This is a genomic window from Pantoea sp. BR_17 (assembly GCF_041955125.1).
Taxonomy (GTDB): domain Bacteria; phylum Pseudomonadota; class Gammaproteobacteria; order Enterobacterales; family Enterobacteriaceae; genus Pantoea; species Pantoea stewartii.
In genome coordinates, this window is the sequence record NZ_JAVAXT010000003.1 from 236,278 (window position 1) to 255,654 (window position 19,377).

Genomic DNA, 19,377 nt, shown 5'->3' on the forward strand with positions numbered 1-19,377 from the left:
TTATCATCAGCCCGATCACGCGACTTACCCTTTGCAGGAGCCACCATGCAAGCCGACCTCACCCTTCATATTCGCCTGCAGCAGAAACTGTTTGCCGATCCCCGCCGCATTGCCTTGCTGCAACGCGTGCAGCAAACCGGCTCCATCAGTCAGGGCGCTAAACTGGCGGGCATCAGTTACAAAAGCGCCTGGGATGCCATCAGCGACATGAACCACCTGGCCGGGCAGGAAGTCGTGGCACGCGCGACCGGGGGCAAAGGCGGTGGCGGCGCGCAGTTAACCCGCTACGGTGAACGACTGGTACAGCTGTTTGGCCTGATGGAAAAGATTCAGCAACATGCCTTCGATGCGCTGCAGCAGGATACCCTGCCGCTCGACAGCTTACTCGCGGCTATCGCCCGCTCCTCCCTGCAAACCAGTGCACGTAATCAACTGTTTGGTACCGTCGTGCACAATGATGCTCAGCAGGTGATACAGCATCTGACGATTCTGCTTGCCGATGGCGTGACGCGGCTCAACATTGCCCTGACCGAGCGCAGCGCAGAACGGCTGAATTTGCACGCCGGAAAAGAGGTGCTGGTATTAATCAAGGCCCCGTGGGTCAGTGTGCATACCGCGCCCACTGATGCCGAGAATCAGCTTGCCGCAACGCTGACCGCTATCGAAAAAGGCCAGCAGGTGAGTGAAGTGCTGATGACCTTACCCAGTGGCGAAACGTTGTGTGCCACGCTGGATAACCGTGAAACGGAACAGCGTCAGCTTCACATCGGCATGAATGTTATCGCCAGCTTCAGCGCCAGTCATGCGATTGTTGCCTCACTGCGGTGATTTTCACCGGCCGGTTTGACATCCCTGTTTGCAGTCGCTAAAACGTCAGTTAACGCTGCATAAAATGGAACAAATCATGGCTTCATTGCAAATTTCGCAAGGCATATTTCACCTCAATGATACCCGGGTGCTGTCCCTGGCCGATGTGCATCTTCGCCGGGGTGAGCGCTGGGCGTTTGTTGGCGCAAACGGCAGCGGCAAGTCCTCGCTGGCACGCGCGCTTTCTGGCGAGCTTCCCCCGTTATCGGGTAAGGTGACGCACGATTTTCAGCGCCCGTGGCGCCTGTCGCTGGAGCAGCTACAGAAGCTGGTCGCCGAGGAATGGCAACGTAACAATACCGATTTACTCAGCGAAGGTGAGGACGACAGCGGCCGCACCACGGCGGAAATTATTCAGGATGCGGTGAAAGATGCCGCACGCTGTGAACGTCTGGCGGCGCAGTTTGGCATCAGTAGTCTGCTCAGTCGCCGCTTTAAATACCTGTCGACAGGCGAGACGCGAAAAACGCTGCTGTGCCAGGCGCTGATGGCACAGCCTGATCTGCTGATTCTGGATGAACCTTTTGACGGCCTGGATGTGGATTCCCGCGCGAATCTGACGGCCACCTTAGCAACGCTGCATGAGGCTGACGTCACGCTGGTGCTGGTGCTGAACCGCTTTGACGATATTCCGGATTATGTCGATCAGGTGGGCGTTCTGGCCGAATGCAGCCTGACGCAGGTCGGGCCACGCGAGACCATTCTGGCCCAGACCCTGGTCGCCCAGCTGGCTCGCAGTGAACAGCTGGACGGTATGGCGTTGCCGGAGGCCGATGTGCCCGATCAGTTGCCCGCGTTGGCGGATGATGCGCCGCGCGTGATCCTGCGCAACGCGGTGGTGTCCTATAACGATCAGCCCGTGATCAACGGCCTGAACTGGCAGGTGAATCCCGGTGAGCACTGGCACATCATTGGCCCCAATGGCGCGGGTAAATCCACCTTACTGAGCCTGGTGACGGGCGATCATCCGCAGGGTTACAGCAATGATTTGACCCTGTTCGGCATTCGCCGCGGCAGCGGCGAGACCATCTGGGACATCAAGCAGCATATCGGCTATGTCAGCAGCAGCCTGCATCTGGACTACCGGGTCAGCGTGAATGTGCGCACCGTGATTTTATCGGGCTTTTTCGATTCGATTGGTCTCTATCAGGCTGTATCTGACCGCCAGATGGCGCTGGCGCAACAGTGGCTGGCGCTGACAGGGATGGATAATGCGATGGCGAATGCGCCGTTCCACAGTTTGTCCTGGGGGCAACAACGGCTGGTCTTAATCGCCCGCGCGCTGGTTAAGCATCCCACGTTATTGATCCTTGACGAGCCCTTGCAGGGGCTGGATCCGCTTAACCGGCAACTGGTGCGCCGCTTTGTGGATATTCTGATTGGGGAAGGCCGGACCCAGCTGCTGTTTGTTTCGCATCATGCCGAAGATGCCCCGCACTGTATTACGCATCGCCTGCATTTTCTCCCTGATGGCACAGGCGGCTACCGTTATCAGCAAGATGTGATCTGACACAACCCTGCCGTGCAAACGGCGGGGATATTACCTGCAATGTAAACGTTACCATTTAAAACCCCATTTCATGACCATAATGTGCCTTTTCGCCTTTAAATAAGAATAGTCATCTTGTGTAAACGATACCATTTATTCAGACTCGATCACGCTTTCATGCCGTTTGATGTGCTATTTTTTAGCGATGATTTTTTATTTTGACGCTGACCAGGATGCGACATGCAAAAATTTAACCCGGCCGATCATCCCCATCGCCGTTACAATCCCCTGACTGACCAATGGATTCTGGTTTCACCTCACCGGGCCAAACGTCCCTGGCAGGGTGCGCAGGAAACGCCCGCGGTAAATGCCCTGCCGTCACACGATCCAGACTGTTTTCTGTGTGCAGGAAATACGCGCATTACCGGCGATGTGAACCCGGATTACAAAGGTACGTACGTTTTCACCAATGACTTTGCTGCGCTGATGACGGATACGCCGGATGCGCCCGAAAGCGATGATCTCCTGATGCGTTGCGAAAGCGCGCGCGGCACCAGCCGCGTGATTTGCTTTTCGCCCGATCACAGTAAAACGTTGCCTGAAATGTCCCTGAGCGCGCTGGAAGAGGTCGTGCGCACCTGGCAGGAACAGACCGCAGAGCTGGGCCAGCATTATCCGTGGGTGCAGGTGTTTGAGAACAAAGGCGCCGCCATGGGCTGTTCGAATCCGCATCCGCATGGCCAGGTCTGGGCCAACAGCTTCCTGCCTAACGAGGCCCAGCGCGAAGATGACCATCAACGTCAGTATTTTGCAAAAACCGGCTCGCCGCTGCTGGTGGATTACTGTGCGCGTGAACAGCAAGACGGCAGCCGCACCGTAGTGGAAACCGAGCACTGGATCGCCGTGGTGCCGTGGTGGGCCGCCTGGCCCTTTGAAACCCTGCTACTGCCCAAAGCGCACGTGAAACGCATGACCGATTTGAGCGAGGCGCAACGCAACGATCTGGCGAAAGCCCTTAAGCTGCTGACCAGCCGCTATGACAACCTGTTCCAGTGCGCCTTCCCTTACTCCATGGGCTGGCACGGTGCGCCGTTTAACGGCGAGGAAAACGCCCACTGGCAACTTCATGCCCATTTTTATCCGCCGCTGCTGCGTTCAGCCACGGTGCGCAAATTTATGGTCGGCTACGAGATGCTGGCTGAAACCCAACGCGATTTAACCGCGGAGCAGGCAGCAGAACGTCTGCGCGCCGTGAGTGACATTCATTTCCGTGAGGCACAACAATGAGCTTAAAAACCATCACGCAGCAGGTCTTTACCGACACCTTTGGCTATGCGCCCACTCACACGATTCAGGCACCCGGCCGCGTCAACCTGATTGGCGAGCATACGGATTATAACGATGGTTTCGTTTTGCCTTGTGCCATTGACTACCAAACCGTTATCGCCTGTGCCAGACGCGACGATCGTCAGGTACGCGTTGTGGCCGTGGATTACGATCAGGCTCAGGACAGCTTCTCACTGGACGATCCCATTACCAGCGTGAGCGAGCCGATGTGGGCAAACTATGTGCGCGGCGTGGTGAAGCATTTACAGAAGCGCGCGCCTGATTTTAACGGCGTGGATATGGTGATTAGCGGTAACGTGCCTCAGGGCGCGGGCCTCAGCTCCTCTGCCTCGCTGGAAGTGGCCGTCGGGACCGTTTTTCAGCAGTTGTTCAACCTGCCGCTGGATGGCGCCGCCATTGCGGTAAACGGTCAGGAGGCGGAGAACCAGTTCGTGGGCTGTAACTGCGGCATTATGGATCAGCTGATTTCCGCGCTGGGGCAAAAAGATCATGCCATGCTGCTGGATTGCCGCTCACTCGGCACCAAACCGGTTTCCCTGCCGGAAGACGTGGCCGTGGTGATCATTAACTCTAATTTCCGCCGAAACCTGGTGGGCAGCGAATACAATACCCGCCGCCAGCAGTGTGAAACCGGTGCGCGCTTCTTTAATAAGAAAGCACTACGCGATGTCGGCCTGGCGGAATTTGAGGCGGCGGTCGCGCAGTTAGATCCTGACGTCGCGAAGCGCGTGCGCCATGTCATTACCGAAAATGCCCGTACGCTGGAAGCCGCAGAGGTGCTTTCGCGTGGCGATTTAACGCGCATGGGGGAACTGATGGCGGAATCGCATGCCTCAATGCGTGATGACTTTGAAATCACCGTGCCGCCTGTCGACACGCTGGTTGAAATTGTTAAAGCCGAGATCGGCAATCGTGGTGGTGTCCGTATGACCGGTGGCGGCTTCGGGGGCTGTATCGTTGCGCTGATGCCGCTTGAGCTGGTTGATCAGGTGCAGGCCGCCGTCGCCAGCCAGTACGAAGCTAAAACGGGCATCAAGGAGACCTTCTACGTGTGTAAAGCTTCAGAAGGAGCAGGTCAATGTTAAGCGATGTCAATTCCCATGCGCCGGATGGTCAACCATGGCGCATCACCGTGCTGCGTAATGCGCACGGAATGGTGGCCACCTTTATGGACTGGGGAGCAACCTGGCTGTCGGCGCGCGTGCCACTTCAGGACGGCAGCGTGCGCGAGGCTCTCTTAGGCTGTGCCACGCCGTCCGATTATCTGCATCAGGATGCCTATCTGGGGGCGACCGTTGGCCGTTACGCTAACCGTATCGCCGGGGCAAAACTCAATACCCTCAACCGACAACTGCTCGCCAACCAGGGTGAGCATCAGTTACACGGTGGTCCGGACGGGTTCGATAAACGCCGCTGGCAGATTATCAGCCAGTCAGAAAGCGAAGTGCATTATCGTCTGGATTCGCCTGACGGCGATCAGGGCTATCCGGGAAATCTGATCGCGGATTTGCGCTATGTGCTGGATGACGATAACTGCCTGTCCATCCACTATGAAGCCCGGTGCGATCAACCCTGTCCGGTGAATCTCACTAACCATGCTTACTTTAATCTTGATGCGCATCATGGCGATGCGCGCCAGCATCGCTTACAACTGCACGCCGATCGTTATCTGCCCGTCGATAGCGAGGGTATTCCCAACGGCCCGCTGAAAGCCGTGGACGGCACCAGCTTTGACTTCCGTCAGGCCAAAAGCCTGGCGCAGGATTTCCTTGCCGATGCCGATCAACAGGCGGTTAAAGGCTACGATCATGCCTTTCTACTTAACAGCGCGGGCGATGCGAGCCAGCCCGCAGCAGCGTTATGGTCGCAGGACGGCAAGCTGCAGTTAAGTGTAACGACGTCGGCCCCTGCCCTGCAGCTGTACAGCGGCAACTATCTGGCTGGCACGCGCGCCCGGGAGCAGGAAAGCTATACTGCTTACCAGGGGATTGCGCTGGAGAGTGAGTTTTTACCGGATTCGCCCAATCATCCCGAGTGGCCACAGGATGATTGCTGGCTGCAGCCGGGGGATCGTTGGGAATCCGTTACGCGCTATCGTTTTACCTCACACTGAGCCGCCGGGTGAAAAACGCGCAGTGCGTCACAGACAGACTTACGCAGTGCGCTGTTTTCCGCTATGGTAGAGCGCAATGGTCGGCCAGCGGGCTGGCGACAACAGGTTTCCATTATCTCAGAAACATCAAGTATTAAGGAGTTAAGCTATGGCTGTAACTAAGCTGGTTCTGGTGCGACACGGCGAAAGCCAGTGGAACAACGAAAACCGCTTCACCGGATGGTATGATGTAGACCTTTCTGACAAAGGCCGTACCGAAGCTAAAGCAGCCGGACAGCTGCTGAAGAAAGAAGGTTTCGTGTTCGATTTCGCCTACACCTCCGTGCTGAAACGCGCCATCCATACCCTGTGGAATATTCTGGATGAGCTGGATCAGGCCTGGCTGCCCGTTGAAAAATCCTGGCGTCTGAACGAGCGTCACTATGGTGCGTTACAAGGGCTGGATAAAGCTGAAACCGCCGCTAAATATGGTGACGAGCAGGTCAAACAGTGGCGTCGTGGCTTCGCCGTGACCCCGCCGGAGCTGGATCGCAGTGATGAGCGTTTCCCGGGACACGATCCGCGTTATGCGTCATTGTCCCCTGAGCAACTGCCCACCACGGAAAGTCTGGCACTGACCATCGATCGCGTTATTCCTTACTGGAACGAAAGCATCCTGCCACGTATTAAAAGTGGTGAGAAAGTGATTATCGCCGCACACGGCAACTCACTGCGCGCGCTGGTGAAATACCTGGATAACATGAGCGAAGACGAGATTCTTGAGCTGAATATCCCAACCGGCGTTCCGCTGGTTTACGAATTCGACGAGAACTTCAAGCCCGTCAAACACTACTACCTGGGTGACGCCGATGAGATCGCAGCGAAAGCGGCGGCCGTGGCAAACCAGGGTAAAGCGAAGTAATGTACTGACCTGTAAAAAGGGCCAGACTGCGATGTCTGGCCCTTTTTTATGGCCTCACGGTTAACCGCGACGCTGTTTGACCGCATCGGCCAGCTGACGTAATACCTTTTCGGTATCTTCCCAGCCGATACAGGCATCGGTCACGCTCTTACCGTAAACCAGCGGTTCACCGCTTTCCAGGCTCTGATTGCCTTCCACCAGATGGCTTTCAATCATCACGCCAATGATGCCGCGCTCGCCATTGATCATCTGCTGTGCCACATCATCAGCCACCTGCATCTGCTTCTGGAACTGCTTGCTGCTGTTTGCGTGACTGAAATCGATCATCACCTGCTGCGGTAAGCCAGCCTTCTCCAGTCCGGCCTTCACGGCACTGACATGGCTGGCGCTGTAGTTAGGTTCTTTTCCGCCGCGCAGGATGATGTGACAGTCGCTGTTGCCGCGCGTTTCCACAATTGCAGAGTGGCCATATTTGGTCACGGACAAGAAACAGTGCGGTGAACCGGCTGCGTTGATCGCATCAATCGCCACTTTAATGGTGCCATCGGTCCCGTTTTTAAAACCGACCGGGCAGGAAAGACCGGAAGCCAGTTCACGGTGCACCTGCGACTCTGTCGTCCTGGCACCAATAGCGCCCCAGCTCATCAGGTCAGCGACATACTGCGGCGTAATCATGTCCAGGAACTCACCCGCCGCAGGCAGGCCAGAATCGTTAATCTCCAGCAGCAGCTTACGCGCCAGGCGCAGGCCATCATTTAACTGGAAGGTGCCATCCATATAGGGATCGTTGATCAGCCCTTTCCAGCCAACGGTGGTACGCGGTTTTTCAAAGTAAACGCGCATTACCACTTCCAGCTCGCCCTTCAGCTGCTCACGCAGGTTTAACAGACGTGCGGCATACTCTTTTGCGGCCTCGGTATCGTGGATAGAGCAGGGTCCAATTACCACCAGCAGCCGATCATCGGCCCCGTTCAGGATCTGGTGAATGGCCTGACGCGCCTGAGAAACGGTTTGCGCGGCACGTTCGGTTGCAGGAAATTTTTCCAGCAGGGCAACGGGGGGCAACAGCTCTTTTATCTCTTTAATGCGTAAATCATCATTCTGGTAATTCATACTGATTCCATATAATTTCTGGCCCGGCGCGCGCCGGGCTCAACCCAGCCAATGTAGCCGGAAGCGCACAGGGTGTAAATTCTGAATCCATGTAAAATGCATGTGTAAAATTTGCATAAATGGGTTATGCGTCTAGACTTTTAAGGGTAACTACTGAGGATCGGTGGCTTACGTTTATTAATACCTGTCTTTAAGCTAACCAGCGGAATTTTATTTCGCTCAGGTCGCTTTTTGTCTGAAACCTGACAGCGGGTTAGAGACAGCAAATATCATTGATTAACGGGAGCATAATGATGAATAAGTTTGCACTAATTTTTCTGACGGCAGCGATGACTCTGGGCAGCGGCGCAGCAATGGCTGCCAACGGAAACTCTAACCAGGCTGCAGCAGCAGGTGCCGTTGCGGGCGGGGCGAATGAGAACCTGCCACCGAATAAAGTCGATAACAGCAAAATTAACAATACCGGTACTGAGATGTCGTCTCCAACCCGAGACAGCACCTCCAGCAGCAAGCATATGACCGCGAACGAAATTGATCAGAACAGCCAGTGTAAAGATGGCAAATGTCCTGATATCAACAAAAAAGTACACACCAAAAAAGGTGGCGGCCACGTCAATACCAAAACTGACGGCACGACGCAGTAAAGTATACTGTGTGCATTATGAGGAGAGCCGCGGCTCTCCTTTATTTTATCCCGCTGCGACTTCCGCTATGCTGAGCCTGGGAAATTTACAGGGAAATGTTCATGGCCTCACTGCTTCTGATTGACGATCATCCACTGGTTGAAGTGGCGCTGGACGCGGCACTCTCGCAATCGCCTGTCCCCATTCAGCTTATTTCGGCCAGCAGCGAGCACGCCGCTCGCCCTTATCTCCAGCTTCCTCCGGATATCATTGTGCTGGATATCGGCCTGCCCGATGGCGACGGACTGGAGATTCTGCGTCGCCTGAAAGTGCACTTACCCGATTGTCCTGTACTGATCTATTCTGCCCAGCAAAGCAGCCACTATATCCGGCGTGCGCAGGCGCTGGGGGCGGCGGGTTATGTGGTGAAAAGCCAGCGGATGGCGCATTTACTCAGTGCCATTCTTGCCGTACTGGGCGGCCAGTCAGCCTTTCCTGAAGGCCACAGCAGCGAACCCGAATTACCGTTAACCAGTAAAGAGCGCCAGGTGCTGGCGTTGCTGGCCAGCGGCCTGTCCAACCTGCAAATTGCCGAACAGTTGCATATCAGTAATAAAACCGTCAGTACGCATAAAAAGAATATTCTGGAAAAAACCGGTGCGCGTTCTGTTGTCGAGCTGGCCGATCTGTGGAAAGCACAGCAGTGATACGCTGGTTACTTCTCCTGCTCCTGCTGGCGCCGTTGGCCCAGGCCGACGTGCGTCCGGTCAGCAGTATCAATCTGCCTATGATGATGCCGGTAAAAGGTGCAGAGCTGATGCAGGGCAAAGTGGTGCGTGTGGGCCTGCTGGATGAGAATACGGCGCCCTGGGCCATGCATGTGGGCAACGATCTGTACGGGATTGACGCCGATTATCTGGCGGCGCTGCACCAGTTAACCGGGGCGCAGTTCTCCCTTCACCTCTATGCCACCCAGCCGGCTCTGCTGAGCGCCCTGCAGGCGGGGCAGATTGATTTTGCGTTAGGCATGCTGGCCCCGCCCTTTCCCGCGGGCGCCGTTGCCAGCGACAGCTGGTTTAGCAGCCCGTTACGTATTTACCGTAATCAGCAGAACCAGCGTGCCGTCATGTTTAACAGTGATAATGCACAACTGGCGATCAGCGAGCAAACCCTGGCACAGCTTCCGCCTGCACTGGCTGCCCGCCATCACTGGCGCACCTACGGCAGCGATCTTCAGGCGCTCTACACGCTGCTCAATCAGCAAAACGACTATGTGGTCGCCGATGAAACCAGCGCGGGATTTTTGCTGAGTCAGCTACAGCAGGGACAAATTTACCAAATCGCGTCGGGGATTGATGCCGGGCAACTGACTCTGCGCGCGGTTTCACGCGATCCCGCGCTGATTGCGTGGCTGAATCAGAGCCTGCGCCAGTTACCCGCAGAGTTGATGAGCACATTACAGGCGCGCTGGAGCAGCAGCCTGCCGCGGTATCAGGACACACAAACGCTGATGCTGAGCGCCAGCGAGCGGCAATGGATAGCAGCCCATCCCCAGGTTACCTACGCCGCTGAAGCCGATAACTATCCCTGGAGCTATCGCGACAGCAACGGCACGCCCCGCGGTTACGGTATCGATCTGCTCAATGCGGTCGCACAGAGCACCGGTTTACGTTTTACGCCGCACTGGGTCAGTAATCCGCAACAGGCGGCCACGCTGCTGGCACAGCATCAGGTGATGTTACAGCTGATGCAACCGCTTAACGGTGAAACCCAAAGCACCAGCCTGCCCGTCTGGCGGGCACTCTGGGGTATTTACAGCCGCCAGCCCGCAGCCGGCTCCCACTGGAGCGATCTGGCAGGCAAACGTATTGGTATCCTGCAGGATGATCTGGCCCAGCGCCTCGTTCCTGACACCATCCCGGTTCAACGCTTTGCGGATCGCAACAGCCTGTACGACGCGCTGGCTACCGGTCAGATTGACGCGCTGGTCGATAACGTCCTGTCTGCGCGCTGGCGCATTGCCAGCCGTAACGATCCCCACATTCATCTGGCTTTCGCGGCCAGCGATATCGCCTGGCCTGTGGCCATCGGAGTGGCACCTGATGAGCCTGTTCTGCGTGGGCTGCTGGATCGCGCGTTACAGCAGATTCCCGTCGATACGCAAAACCAGATGCGCGATCGCTGGTCAATGCCGCCCCAGCCCGGCAGCGTGGGCGCGATGCGCGTGCTGCCCGTCGCGGTGTTGGCGGCGGCAGGTGTTGCCATTGTCGTGTTACTGCTGTTACTGGCCCGGCGTTACTGGCAGCAACGGCGGGATCGCCAACAGCGCGAACAGGCGGAACACGCGAATGCCATGAAGAGCCAGTTTTTAGCGACGGTCAGCCATGAGCTGCGAACGCCGATGCAGGCGATCCTGGGGCTACTGGAGCTGGAAAAACAGCAAAGCAGCCGTGAAAACCTGCAGCTTCTGTACCAGAGCGCGCAGTCCCTGATGACGTTGCTGAATGATTTGCAGGATCACGCGCGCATTGAAAACAACAGTTTCACCCTGTCGCCCCGCCCGCTGGCACTGGCACCCTGGCTGGCGCAGCAGCGCCATTTCTATCATCCGCTGATGCGGCCGGATGGCCCGCATTTACAGGTAGAGGCCCTGACGCCGCTGCCTGACGCGGTGATGCTGGATGCGGACCGCCTGCAGCAGATCGTCAACAACTTAGTGACCAATGCCTTTAAATTCACCCGGCACGGCCTGATCCGCCTGACGCTGTCGGCTACAGACAAATTGCAGTTAACCGTCAGCGACAACGGCAGCGGGATTCCCCCTGAAGAACAGCCCAGACTGTTCGATCCCTGGTACCAGGCCCCGTCGGGCAAAGCGCTTTCCGTTCAGGGCAGTGGCCTGGGGCTGTTTATTTGTCGGGAAATGGTGCAGCGCATGGGCGGTGAGATTCACCTGCATTCTCAGCCCGGCAAAGGTACCGAGGTCACACTTATCCTGCCGCTGATTCCCTGCGATAGCGTCCCTGAGGGCGATCCGGCCACGCTGCCAGGTTTTCCGCAACTGCGCGTGGCCGTAGTGGATGATCATCCGACAAACCTGATCGTGATGCAGCAGCAGCTGGCGCGCTTTGCGATTCAGGCGGACTGTTTTGAGCAGGGCCGCGACCTGTTGCTGGCCGATGCCCGGCGCCCTTACGACCTGCTGTTTATCGATCAGATGATGCCGCGCCCGGACGGTATGCTCCTGCTGCGCGTGTTGCGTCGTCGCCAGCGTCAGCGAGGCGGAAGGCCGTTGCGGGTGCTGTGCTCTGCTGATGCGCAGTTACTGAATGTACAGACTGAGCCGCATGAACGGGTGCTGATTAAACCGGTACAGCTACAGGATATCAGCGACCTGCTGACCGCCTTCCATGACGATCCGCTGGCCGCGCTGGATAACAACCTGTGGACACTGGCGCAGCAAAACGAGAACTATCTTAGCCGACTGGGCAAAACCTTACGTGATACCGTGGAGAAAGACATGGCACAACTGCGCGCGGCCATTGCCAGCGGTGACGAAAGACAGTTAGCCGAGTCCACGCATCGCCTGAAAGGAAGCTGGCTGCTGATTGGCATTGATGAGGGCGTAGCGCTTTGTCAGCAGTTGACCGATCGCGCCAGACAGCATCACAACATCTCAGCAGAGTGGCAATTGCTGATATCATTGACCGAAAGATTACTACATAAACTGGACACGTATGGCACACACCCACTCTCATAGCGGTCAGGACACTAACCGTACGCGGCTGATGGCCGCGTTTGCCGTGACGGCACTCTTTATGGTGGCAGAAGTGATTGGCGGCTGGCTGTCGGGCTCGCTGGCGCTGCTGGCCGATGCCGGTCACATGCTGACCGATACCGCCGCCCTGTTAATGGCCTTACTGGCGGTTCAGTTTGCCAAACGCAAACCCAATGAACGCCATACCTTTGGCCTGCTACGTCTGACTACGCTGGCCGCGTTTGTAAACGCCCTCGCCTTAATCGGCATCACCATTTTGATTGTCTGGGAAGCGGTGGAACGGTTTACCCATCCGCAACCTGTCACAGGCGGCCTGATGCTCGGCATTGCGATTGCCGGCTTGCTGGCGAATATCCTGTCTTTCTGGTTGCTGCATCACGGCAGTGAAGAAAAGAACCTGAATGTGCGGGCGGCTGCGCTGCACGTCATGGGGGATTTGCTTGGCTCGGTGGGCGCGATTGTCGCCGCGGTGATTATTCTGTTTACCAACTGGACGCCCATTGACCCCATCTTATCCATCGTCGTGTCGATGCTGGTGCTGCGTAGCGCCTGGTCGCTGCTGCGGGAAAGTTTACATGAGTTGCTGGAAGGCGCGCCTGCGTCGCTGGATGTGAAGAAACTGCGGCGCGATCTGAAGCGGAACATTCCCGAGGTGCGCGATGTCCATCATGTACATGTCTGGCAGGTGGGCGAGCAACCGATCTTAACGCTGCACGTCCAGGTCATTCCACCGCGCGATCATGATGGCCTGCTGCGCCGCATCCACACGTACCTGCATGACCATTATCAGATTGAGCATGCTACGGTACAAATGGAGTTTCAGCCCTGCGTGGGACCTGACTGTGAGCTGAACGGACAGGTCATTGAAGAGGGCCATCATCATGGCGGGCATTCGGATCATGCTGCTGAAACGTCCCATCAGCACAGTGATCATTCACCTCACCACAGTGACCACGTTCATCATCACAGCCATCATCACTGAGCCGAGAGCGCACGCGAACCCTGTTTCCGTGCGCTGATGATCCACATGCGTGAGCCGTTCAGCGCAATTAACGTCAGAATGGCGTACTCCAGCGACATTGCATACACCCCCTGACGGGCAAACACCATCACACTGATCACGTTGATGGCCACCCACAACAGCCAGTTTTCAACATACTTCCGCGTCATCAGCACCATTGCCACAATCGACAGCACCATCAGGCAGGCATCCCAGAAAGGGAAGGCGTCCGGCTGCAACGCCGGCATCGCCACCGCAAAACCCAGCGCATTCATCAGGGCCACCGCGGTACGGGTGAGAAAGGCAAACACCGGATCGATGTAGATCGTCATCAGCCCCACCGCTATAACGCAAACTGCCGCCCAGCCAATGGCCCTGGGCAGCGGGAGCCAGCGAATCGTTAACGCCGCCTGGTTATCAGTTGTTTGTCGGCTCCAGGCGTACCAGCCATAAACGTTAGCCGCAAAAAAGAACAGCTGTAACAGCAGGCTGGCATAGAGCTGAATCTGAAAAAATATCACCGCAAACAGCGTCACGTTTATCAGGCCGAACGCGTAGTTAGCGATTTTCTCCAGGCTGGCCAGCCAGATACATAACAGGCCCGCCAGGGTGCCAACGGCTTCAATCCAGGACAGATCGTACCCGGTCGCGCCCAACGGGATGTGAACTAAAATGTTTTGCGTGCTAAAAAAATCCATATCAGGCACCTGTCAACGACGCGGATTACGCGTTTCCTTTCACGTTATGTTTGAGGTCTGCTGCAAAGGATAGCATACGGTTTAGCGGCACCAGCGCGGCCTCGCGCAGCGCCGCGTCTACGTGGATCTCATGAGCCCGCCCACCCGACGTCAGCGCCTCGGCAATGGCCTGCAGTCCGTTCATCGCCATCCAGGGACAGTGCGCACAGCTTCGGCAGGTTGCGCCCTCACCGGCGGTAGGCGCTTCCAGCAATATTTTGTCAGGAACCGCCTGCTGCATCTTGTAAAAGATGCCGCGATCGGTGGCAACGATCATCTGCGGATGTGGCAAGGTTTTTGCCGCCTGAATCAGCTGGCTGGTTGAGCCTACCGCATCGGCCAGATCCACAATCGCCTGCGGCGATTCGGGATGAACCAGCACTGCCGCATCCGGATACAGCGCTTTCATCCGCTGCAGCGCCTGAGTTTTGAATTCGTCGTGGACGATGCAGGCGCCCTGCCAGCATAACACGTCGGCCCCGCTTTTTTGCGTAACATACCGCCCGAGATGCCGATCCGGTGCCCAGATGATTTTTTCCCCCAGGCTGTCCAGATGTTCAATCAGTTCGACGGCAATGCTGGAGGTGACAACCCAGTCGGCGCGCGCTTTTATCGCCGCAGAAGTATTGGCGTATACCACCACCGTCCGGTCAGGATGCGCATCACAGAAGGCCGTAAACGCCTCAATCGGGCAGCCCAGATCCAGCGAGCATTCGGCCTCCAGCGTCGGCATCAACACGGTTTTCTCCGGGCTGAGAATTTTGGCGGTTTCGCCCATAAAGCGCACGCCGGCCACCAGCAGCGTAGTGGCGGGATGCTGGCTGCCAAAACGCGCCATTTCGAGCGAGTCAGAGACGCAACCGCCGGTTTCTTCGGCTAAGGCCTGGATGTCCGGATCCGTGTAATAGTGCGCCACCATCACGGCGTTACGGGCTTTCAGCAGGGCTTTAATTTTTTCCCGGTAAAGCGTTTTTTGCTCGTCACTCAGCCGGGCGGGCTTAGGAGGAAAAGGATACACCGCATGTTCAGGATCAAAGATTGCGCTCATGACACCGCTCTCGTTCTGTAAAATTAACGAAAATAGCCGTTTCTGGCTTAACAGGACGTAAATACCGCCACCATGTTTTATATGCTAAACACGATAGCGAAAAAGCAGCAGCCTGTCGCGTTTTATTTGGTCATGACGATGCAGAAAGCCCCACCAGGCCGGGCTGAGGGGCTTCCAGTTGAAGCAAAAAGGCTTTGACCGTCAGGCCACCGGCAAATCCCGTCAGTTTTCCATTGGCCCCAATGACCCGATGACACGGTGCCACAATGGACAACGGATTTCTGCCGTTAGCAGCACCGACGGCACGTACCGCTGCCGGATGCCCAATCTGCTCGGCGATCTGGCGGTAACTGCGGGTTTCGCCAAACGGAATAGAAAGTAGCGCCTGCCAGACTTTTTTCTGAAATGCTGTGCCGTCCATATCCAGCGGTAAGTCAAAAACGTGCCGAGTGCCGGCAAAGTACTCACGTAACTGCGTTTCGGTTTCGCGTAAAACAGGATGATTATCGTCGCGCTCACGCGGCGACAACCGGGGATGTCTGCGCACTTCGTCCTGCCATAAAATGGCCGCCAGACCGCGATCGCTGGCGATCAGGGTCAGTTCGCCCACCGGCGTTATCACAGGTTTGCAGTAATACATGCTGTTCCCTCCATCACATTGCTGTCTGGCATTATCGCATTTTCGCCACGCGAAACTGGCTGTTTTCGGTCATTACAATAAACTGTTGTGCTGTCCGAAAACAGCCAGTCAATATCCAATGCCCGCGCTACGCTGTCGCTCTTTGCCGGAGAAAAACCATGTTTGATTCAGATACCGCTTACCAGGCACTGACCTCGCGTGATACGCGCTTCGATGGCGTGTTTTTTGTCGGCGTGACCTCAACCGGCATTTACTGTCGCCCGATTTGCCCGGTGAAAGCGCCAATGCAGAAAAACTGTCTGTTCTTCAACAGCGCTGAGGCGGCAGAGAAAGCGCATTTTCGCCCTTGTCTGCGCTGTCGTCCGGAGCTGGCACCCGGCAACGCCCCCGTGGACAACGCCCACCGCGTGGCCGACCGACTGGTGCAGCGCATTGAAGAGGGCTTGCTGGAAGCCCACAGCGGCCTGGATGCGATTGCTGCAGAGTTTGGCATCAGCGCCCGTCAGCTGCGGCGCATTGTGCAGCAGGAGCTGGGCGTCACGCCACTGGAGCTTAAACAGACACGTCGTATGCTGCTGGCTAAGCAGCTTCTGACCGAAACCACGCTGCCGGTAACCGAGATCGCCTACGCCAGTGGATTTGGCAGCTTACGGCGCTTCAATGACGTGTTTCAGGCGCGCTATCGCATGACGCCGGGCGCACTGCGCAAAAGCGGCAACCTGTCGCCGCAACCTGCAACGGACACAATGCGGTTACGCCTCAGCTATCGTCCGCCTTACGACTGGCAGGCGATGCTGGACTTTTTACGCCTGCGGTTAATGAACGACATTGAAGCCGTTGATGGTGAAACCTACCGCCGGACGGTGGCGCTGGGCGAATACCGGGGTTGGGTCAGCATTTCGCATCTTCCGGCAAAGCAGGCGCTCCAGGTGGAATTCACCCGCTCTCTCACGCCTGTGCTGCCTGCCCTGCTGCGTCGGCTGCGTGACCTGTTTGACCTGAATGCACAGCCGCAGCGAATTGCCGAACACCTGCAACAGGATCCCCTGCTGGCGCAAAGTATTCAGGATTACCCCGGCCTGCGTGTCCCCGGAGCATTTGACAGTGTCGAAATGGGCGTACGCGCCATCCTGGGCCAGCAGGTCACCGTTAAAGCCGCCACGACGCTCAGCAGCCGCTTTGCTCAGGCATTTGGTGAACCCTGCACCACGCCGTTCCCTGATCTGTCGCGCTATTCTGCGCAACCCCAGCGCATTGCCCAGGCTACGGTCGATGAGATTGCCCGCCTGGGCATTGTCAGTGCGCGCGCCAGAGCGATTCTTGCCTTTGCGACCGCCTGTAACGAGGGCAGCCTGCGTTTCAATGCGACGCTTTCGCCTGACGACATCATGGCGCGCCTGGTGGCCTTACCGGGCATTGGCCCCTGGACCGCCCACTACATTGCCATGCGGGCGCTGCGCTGGCCAGACGCCTTCCCGAAAGAGGATATCGCCGTGCGCAATAATCTGGGGGGATTAACACCCAAAGCGGCAGACGCGCGCTCACAGGTATGGCGTCCCTGGCGCAGCTACGCCGTGATGCATATCTGGAAAAGCCTGTCACCGGCCAGTGCGAAGTAAGCAGCCCGTTGTCCTGAAAAGAAATATCACGCCTCGCCTCTAAACTCCTGGCCTGCTCAACCGATAACCAATTTGGCTTAACATCGTTGACATGGGCAGGAGGCAGAGGTCATGGGGTTGCGGTTAGAAAATACAAAAATTTCGCACAAACTCAGTTTAGGATTTGGACTCGTTTTGCTGTTGGTGGTGGGATCGGGCGCGGTAAGCATCGCGCGTTTTAAAACTATCCATGACGTTTATGAACAGAGCAACCTGATTTATGACATTAATATTGACGTGTTTCAGGCTAAGGTTAACCGGCTGAAACTGCTGTATGGCGATGAGAAAGCGGGGAAAGTGATGGCGGATTATATCGCCCATGCCGCTCAGCTGACGCATGATGCCCAACAGTACCGATGGCTGCCCGAGGAGGAAACACAGCTCCAGGATATCGCCAGCCAGCTCAGCCACTTTCAGGCCAGCATCAGCGCAATGACCCAGGCCATGCAGTCTCTGGCAGAAACGGGTAAGCAGCTCGATCAGCGCAACATGCAGAGCCAGTCAACGCTGTACGAAGCGTTGATTAAAACCCAGATGACCGATGCCAGTGCACTGTTTCAGCAACTGCTTGCAATCAGCCAGTTGCGCGATCAGCTTCAGTTACTCCGTTATGATCCCGCTCATGCCAGCGCGATTCAGTCGCAGCTCACACCGCAGGTCAACGCCATCCAGACCGCCCTCACCACCCTGCTACCGCAATTACCTCCCGATGCTCAGGCGCAGCTCAACGCGCTGTGGAATGCAACCCTTGAGGTTAAGCAACTCAGTGAACGTTACGCAGCAGGCTTTCTGGCCCTCAGTCAGGCGGAGAACGCGGTGAAGGTCGATGGCGATAAGAGCAGTGCTATCCTCAAAACGCTTCTGCAGCAGATGAAGGTAGAAAACAGCGACCTGACCAGGAGTTCTGTTAACCTGACGCTGTTGACGGTTGGCCTTGCTGTGCTGCTGGGCATGTTGATTGCCTGGCTGATTGGCCGACAGATTACTCATCCCGTCAGAAAGAATTTATGGCTGGCGGAGCGCATTGCTAAGGGCGATTTAAGCGCCGATATCAAACCGGCGGGCCGTGATGAGCTGGGCAAACTGGCTGGCGCGATGGGCGCGATGAATCAGCGTCTGCGGACAATGATTCTGGAGGTCCGCGACAGCGTGCTCACGCTTTCGCAGGCGGCGAGCAGTATTAACAGCGACAACCACACGCTCTCGTCCCGCACAGAACAGCAGTCCGCCGCCGTGGTGCAGACGGCTGCCAGCATGGAACAGTTAACCGTTACGGTGAAGCACAACGCAGATAACGCGCGCCACGCCAGCCAGATTGCTGCTGAAGCGTCTAAAACGGCGGAGCAAGGCGGTGCCGCCGTCACGGAAGTCGTGCAAACCATGGGCGATATTTCTGCCAGCTCGAAGAAAATCGCCGAGATCACGGCCGTTATCGACAGTATTGCTTTCCAGACCAATATCCTGGCTCTGAATGCCGCCGTGGAAGCGGCACGCGCTGGCGAGCATGGCCGGGGGTTTGCGGTCGTCGCCAGCGAAGTACGTAGCCTTTCGCAGCGCAGTGCGCAGGCGGCGAAGGATATCGATCAACTGATCAGCGCATCGGTCAGCCAAATCGCGGAAGGCAATAACCGCGTTGCGCGCGCGGGCGAGAGAATGGGACAGGTGGTTCAGGCGATTTCCCGTGTGAATGACATCGTGGGTGAGATCTCTTCCGCCTCGGATGAGCAAAGCCGTGGCATTGAGCAGATTGCGCGTGCGGTCTCAGAACTGGACAGCACCACCCAGCAAAACGCCTCGCTGGTCTCTGCCTCTGCCCTTTCAGCCACCGCGCTGGAAGATCAGGCGCGCCGACTTGAAACGCTGGTCAAACAGTTTAGCCTGGAACCCGGTCAGACAGCCGCACGCTAATCCGGCTGACGTATTACGCCCTATAAGCGCCTGTCGGGCGCTTTTTTATGGCAGATGATTAGATCCGCCTGCGTGACGCCCGCTCGACGGCACGCTGCCGGACAGGAACAGTGCGGACGCAGGGTGTTGGGCCCTGACGGGAGTACGACAGATTT

Annotated in this window: 16 protein-coding genes; 12 read left to right on the plus strand and 4 right to left on the minus strand. The window is 56.9% G+C overall.

Translation table 11 applies throughout. The features are described from left to right. The first annotated feature begins 45 nt into the window (after window positions 1–45). From modE to gpmA, 6 genes are all read left to right on the plus strand, one after another. On the plus strand, window positions 46–828 hold the full coding sequence (modE, locus tag RAC60_RS07205) for a molybdenum-dependent transcriptional regulator (protein WP_006118493.1): 783 nt from the start codon (window positions 46–48) through the stop codon (window positions 826–828). Window positions 829–904: 76 nt separating this feature from the next. After that, complete coding sequence (modF, locus tag RAC60_RS07210; protein ID WP_033737742.1) at window positions 905–2,377, plus strand: molybdate ABC transporter ATP-binding protein ModF; 1,473 nt, start codon at window positions 905–907, stop codon at window positions 2,375–2,377. Between the two features lie 219 nt (window positions 2,378–2,596). After that, complete coding sequence (gene galT, locus RAC60_RS07215) at window positions 2,597–3,643, plus strand: galactose-1-phosphate uridylyltransferase (RefSeq protein ID WP_039341534.1); 1,047 nt, start codon at window positions 2,597–2,599, stop codon at window positions 3,641–3,643. After that, window positions 3,640–4,788 carry a galactokinase gene (galK, locus tag RAC60_RS07220; RefSeq protein WP_006118490.1) on the plus strand — a complete coding sequence of 383 codons (1,149 nt, stop codon included), beginning with the start codon at window positions 3,640–3,642 and terminating at the stop codon, window positions 4,786–4,788. The genes galT and galK overlap by 4 nt, the downstream gene beginning before the upstream one ends. Next, on the plus strand, window positions 4,782–5,816 hold the full coding sequence (gene galM / locus RAC60_RS07225; protein WP_054687986.1) for a galactose-1-epimerase: 1,035 nt from the start codon (window positions 4,782–4,784) through the stop codon (window positions 5,814–5,816). The genes galK and galM overlap by 7 nt, the downstream gene beginning before the upstream one ends. Before the next feature lie 148 nt (window positions 5,817–5,964). Then, entirely contained in the window at window positions 5,965–6,717 is a 753-nt protein-coding gene (gene gpmA, locus RAC60_RS07230; RefSeq protein ID WP_006118488.1) for a 2,3-diphosphoglycerate-dependent phosphoglycerate mutase, read from the plus strand. Between the two features lie 60 nt (window positions 6,718–6,777). Here gpmA and aroG read toward each other — a convergent pair whose 3' ends face one another. Then, a complete protein-coding gene (gene aroG, locus RAC60_RS07235; protein ID WP_006118487.1) occupies window positions 6,778–7,830 on the minus strand; it encodes a 3-deoxy-7-phosphoheptulonate synthase AroG in 1,053 nt (350 codons plus the stop codon). Between the two features lie 290 nt (window positions 7,831–8,120). Between aroG and RAC60_RS07240 the strand changes: the two genes are divergently transcribed. The 4 genes from RAC60_RS07240 (at window position 8,121) to zitB (ending at window position 13,213) form a co-directional block, all read left to right on the plus strand. Then, window positions 8,121–8,474 (plus strand): YbgS-like family protein, encoded by a 354-nt coding sequence (locus tag RAC60_RS07240; protein ID WP_006118479.1) that lies wholly within the window; start codon window positions 8,121–8,123, stop codon window positions 8,472–8,474. A 101-nt stretch (window positions 8,475–8,575) separates the two neighbouring features. Next, window positions 8,576–9,160 carry a response regulator transcription factor gene (locus RAC60_RS07245; protein WP_006118477.1) on the plus strand — a complete coding sequence of 195 codons (585 nt, stop codon included), beginning with the start codon at window positions 8,576–8,578 and terminating at the stop codon, window positions 9,158–9,160. Next, window positions 9,142–12,213, plus strand: coding sequence for an ATP-binding protein (locus tag RAC60_RS07250; RefSeq protein ID WP_375093166.1), 3,072 nt, complete (start codon window positions 9,142–9,144; stop codon window positions 12,211–12,213). The genes RAC60_RS07245 and RAC60_RS07250 overlap by 19 nt, the downstream gene beginning before the upstream one ends. Beyond that, window positions 12,191–13,213: a CDF family zinc transporter ZitB gene (zitB, locus tag RAC60_RS07255; RefSeq protein WP_033737748.1), complete on the plus strand. Its 1,023-nt coding sequence runs from the start codon at window positions 12,191–12,193 to the stop codon at window positions 13,211–13,213. Before RAC60_RS07250 ends, zitB begins: the two co-directional genes overlap by 23 nt. Here the strand turns inward: zitB and pnuC are convergent. From pnuC to RAC60_RS07270, 3 genes are all read right to left on the minus strand, one after another. After that, the gene (gene pnuC / locus RAC60_RS07260) at window positions 13,207–13,929 is read right to left on the minus strand and encodes a nicotinamide riboside transporter PnuC (RefSeq protein WP_205955006.1); all 723 of its coding nucleotides are present in this window, start codon (window positions 13,927–13,929) and stop codon (window positions 13,207–13,209) included. The two genes, zitB and pnuC, sit on opposite strands and share 7 nt — an antisense overlap. 25 nt (window positions 13,930–13,954) lie before the next feature. After that, window positions 13,955–15,016, minus strand: coding sequence for a quinolinate synthase NadA (gene nadA / locus RAC60_RS07265; RefSeq protein ID WP_375093168.1), 1,062 nt, complete (start codon window positions 15,014–15,016; stop codon window positions 13,955–13,957). A 130-nt stretch (window positions 15,017–15,146) separates the two neighbouring features. Continuing rightward, a complete protein-coding gene (locus RAC60_RS07270) occupies window positions 15,147–15,656 on the minus strand; it encodes a methylated-DNA--[protein]-cysteine S-methyltransferase (protein WP_375093170.1) in 510 nt (169 codons plus the stop codon). Between the two features lie 158 nt (window positions 15,657–15,814). Between RAC60_RS07270 and RAC60_RS07275 the strand changes: the two genes are divergently transcribed. Both RAC60_RS07275 and RAC60_RS07280 read left to right on the plus strand, forming a co-directional pair. Beyond that, window positions 15,815–17,275, plus strand: a complete 1,461-nt coding sequence (locus RAC60_RS07275) for an AlkA N-terminal domain-containing protein (protein ID WP_110267770.1) — start codon at window positions 15,815–15,817, stop codon at window positions 17,273–17,275. 111 nt (window positions 17,276–17,386) lie between these two features. Continuing rightward, a complete protein-coding gene (locus RAC60_RS07280) occupies window positions 17,387–19,222 on the plus strand; it encodes a methyl-accepting chemotaxis protein (RefSeq protein WP_375093172.1) in 1,836 nt (611 codons plus the stop codon). Window positions 19,223–19,377 lie beyond the last annotated feature (155 nt).

Excerpts from the sequence above, each read along its gene's own strand:
- modE (WP_006118493.1), top strand. The coding sequence starts at position 46 with ATGCAAGCCGACCTCACCCTTCATATTCGCCTGCAGCAGAAACTGTTT.
- RAC60_RS07240 (WP_006118479.1), top strand. The coding sequence starts at position 8,121 with ATGATGAATAAGTTTGCACTAATTTTTCTGACGGCAGCGATGACTCTG.
- zitB (WP_033737748.1), top strand. The coding sequence starts at position 12,191 with ATGGCACACACCCACTCTCATAGCGGTCAGGACACTAACCGTACGCGG.
- pnuC (WP_205955006.1), bottom strand. The coding sequence starts at position 13,929 with ATGGATTTTTTTAGCACGCAAAACATTTTAGTTCACATCCCGTTGGGC.
- RAC60_RS07270 (WP_375093170.1), bottom strand. The coding sequence starts at position 15,656 with ATGTATTACTGCAAACCTGTGATAACGCCGGTGGGCGAACTGACCCTG.
- galT (WP_039341534.1), top strand. The coding sequence starts at position 2,597 with ATGCAAAAATTTAACCCGGCCGATCATCCCCATCGCCGTTACAATCCC.
- modF (WP_033737742.1), top strand. The coding sequence starts at position 905 with ATGGCTTCATTGCAAATTTCGCAAGGCATATTTCACCTCAATGATACC.
- RAC60_RS07245 (WP_006118477.1), top strand. The coding sequence starts at position 8,576 with ATGGCCTCACTGCTTCTGATTGACGATCATCCACTGGTTGAAGTGGCG.
- nadA (WP_375093168.1), bottom strand. The coding sequence starts at position 15,016 with ATGAGCGCAATCTTTGATCCTGAACATGCGGTGTATCCTTTTCCTCCT.
- RAC60_RS07280 (WP_375093172.1), top strand. The coding sequence starts at position 17,387 with ATGGGGTTGCGGTTAGAAAATACAAAAATTTCGCACAAACTCAGTTTA.
- gpmA (WP_006118488.1), top strand. The coding sequence starts at position 5,965 with ATGGCTGTAACTAAGCTGGTTCTGGTGCGACACGGCGAAAGCCAGTGG.
- galM (WP_054687986.1), top strand. The coding sequence starts at position 4,782 with ATGTTAAGCGATGTCAATTCCCATGCGCCGGATGGTCAACCATGGCGC.
- aroG (WP_006118487.1), bottom strand. The coding sequence starts at position 7,830 with ATGAATTACCAGAATGATGATTTACGCATTAAAGAGATAAAAGAGCTG.
- RAC60_RS07275 (WP_110267770.1), top strand. The coding sequence starts at position 15,815 with ATGTTTGATTCAGATACCGCTTACCAGGCACTGACCTCGCGTGATACG.
- galK (WP_006118490.1), top strand. The coding sequence starts at position 3,640 with ATGAGCTTAAAAACCATCACGCAGCAGGTCTTTACCGACACCTTTGGC.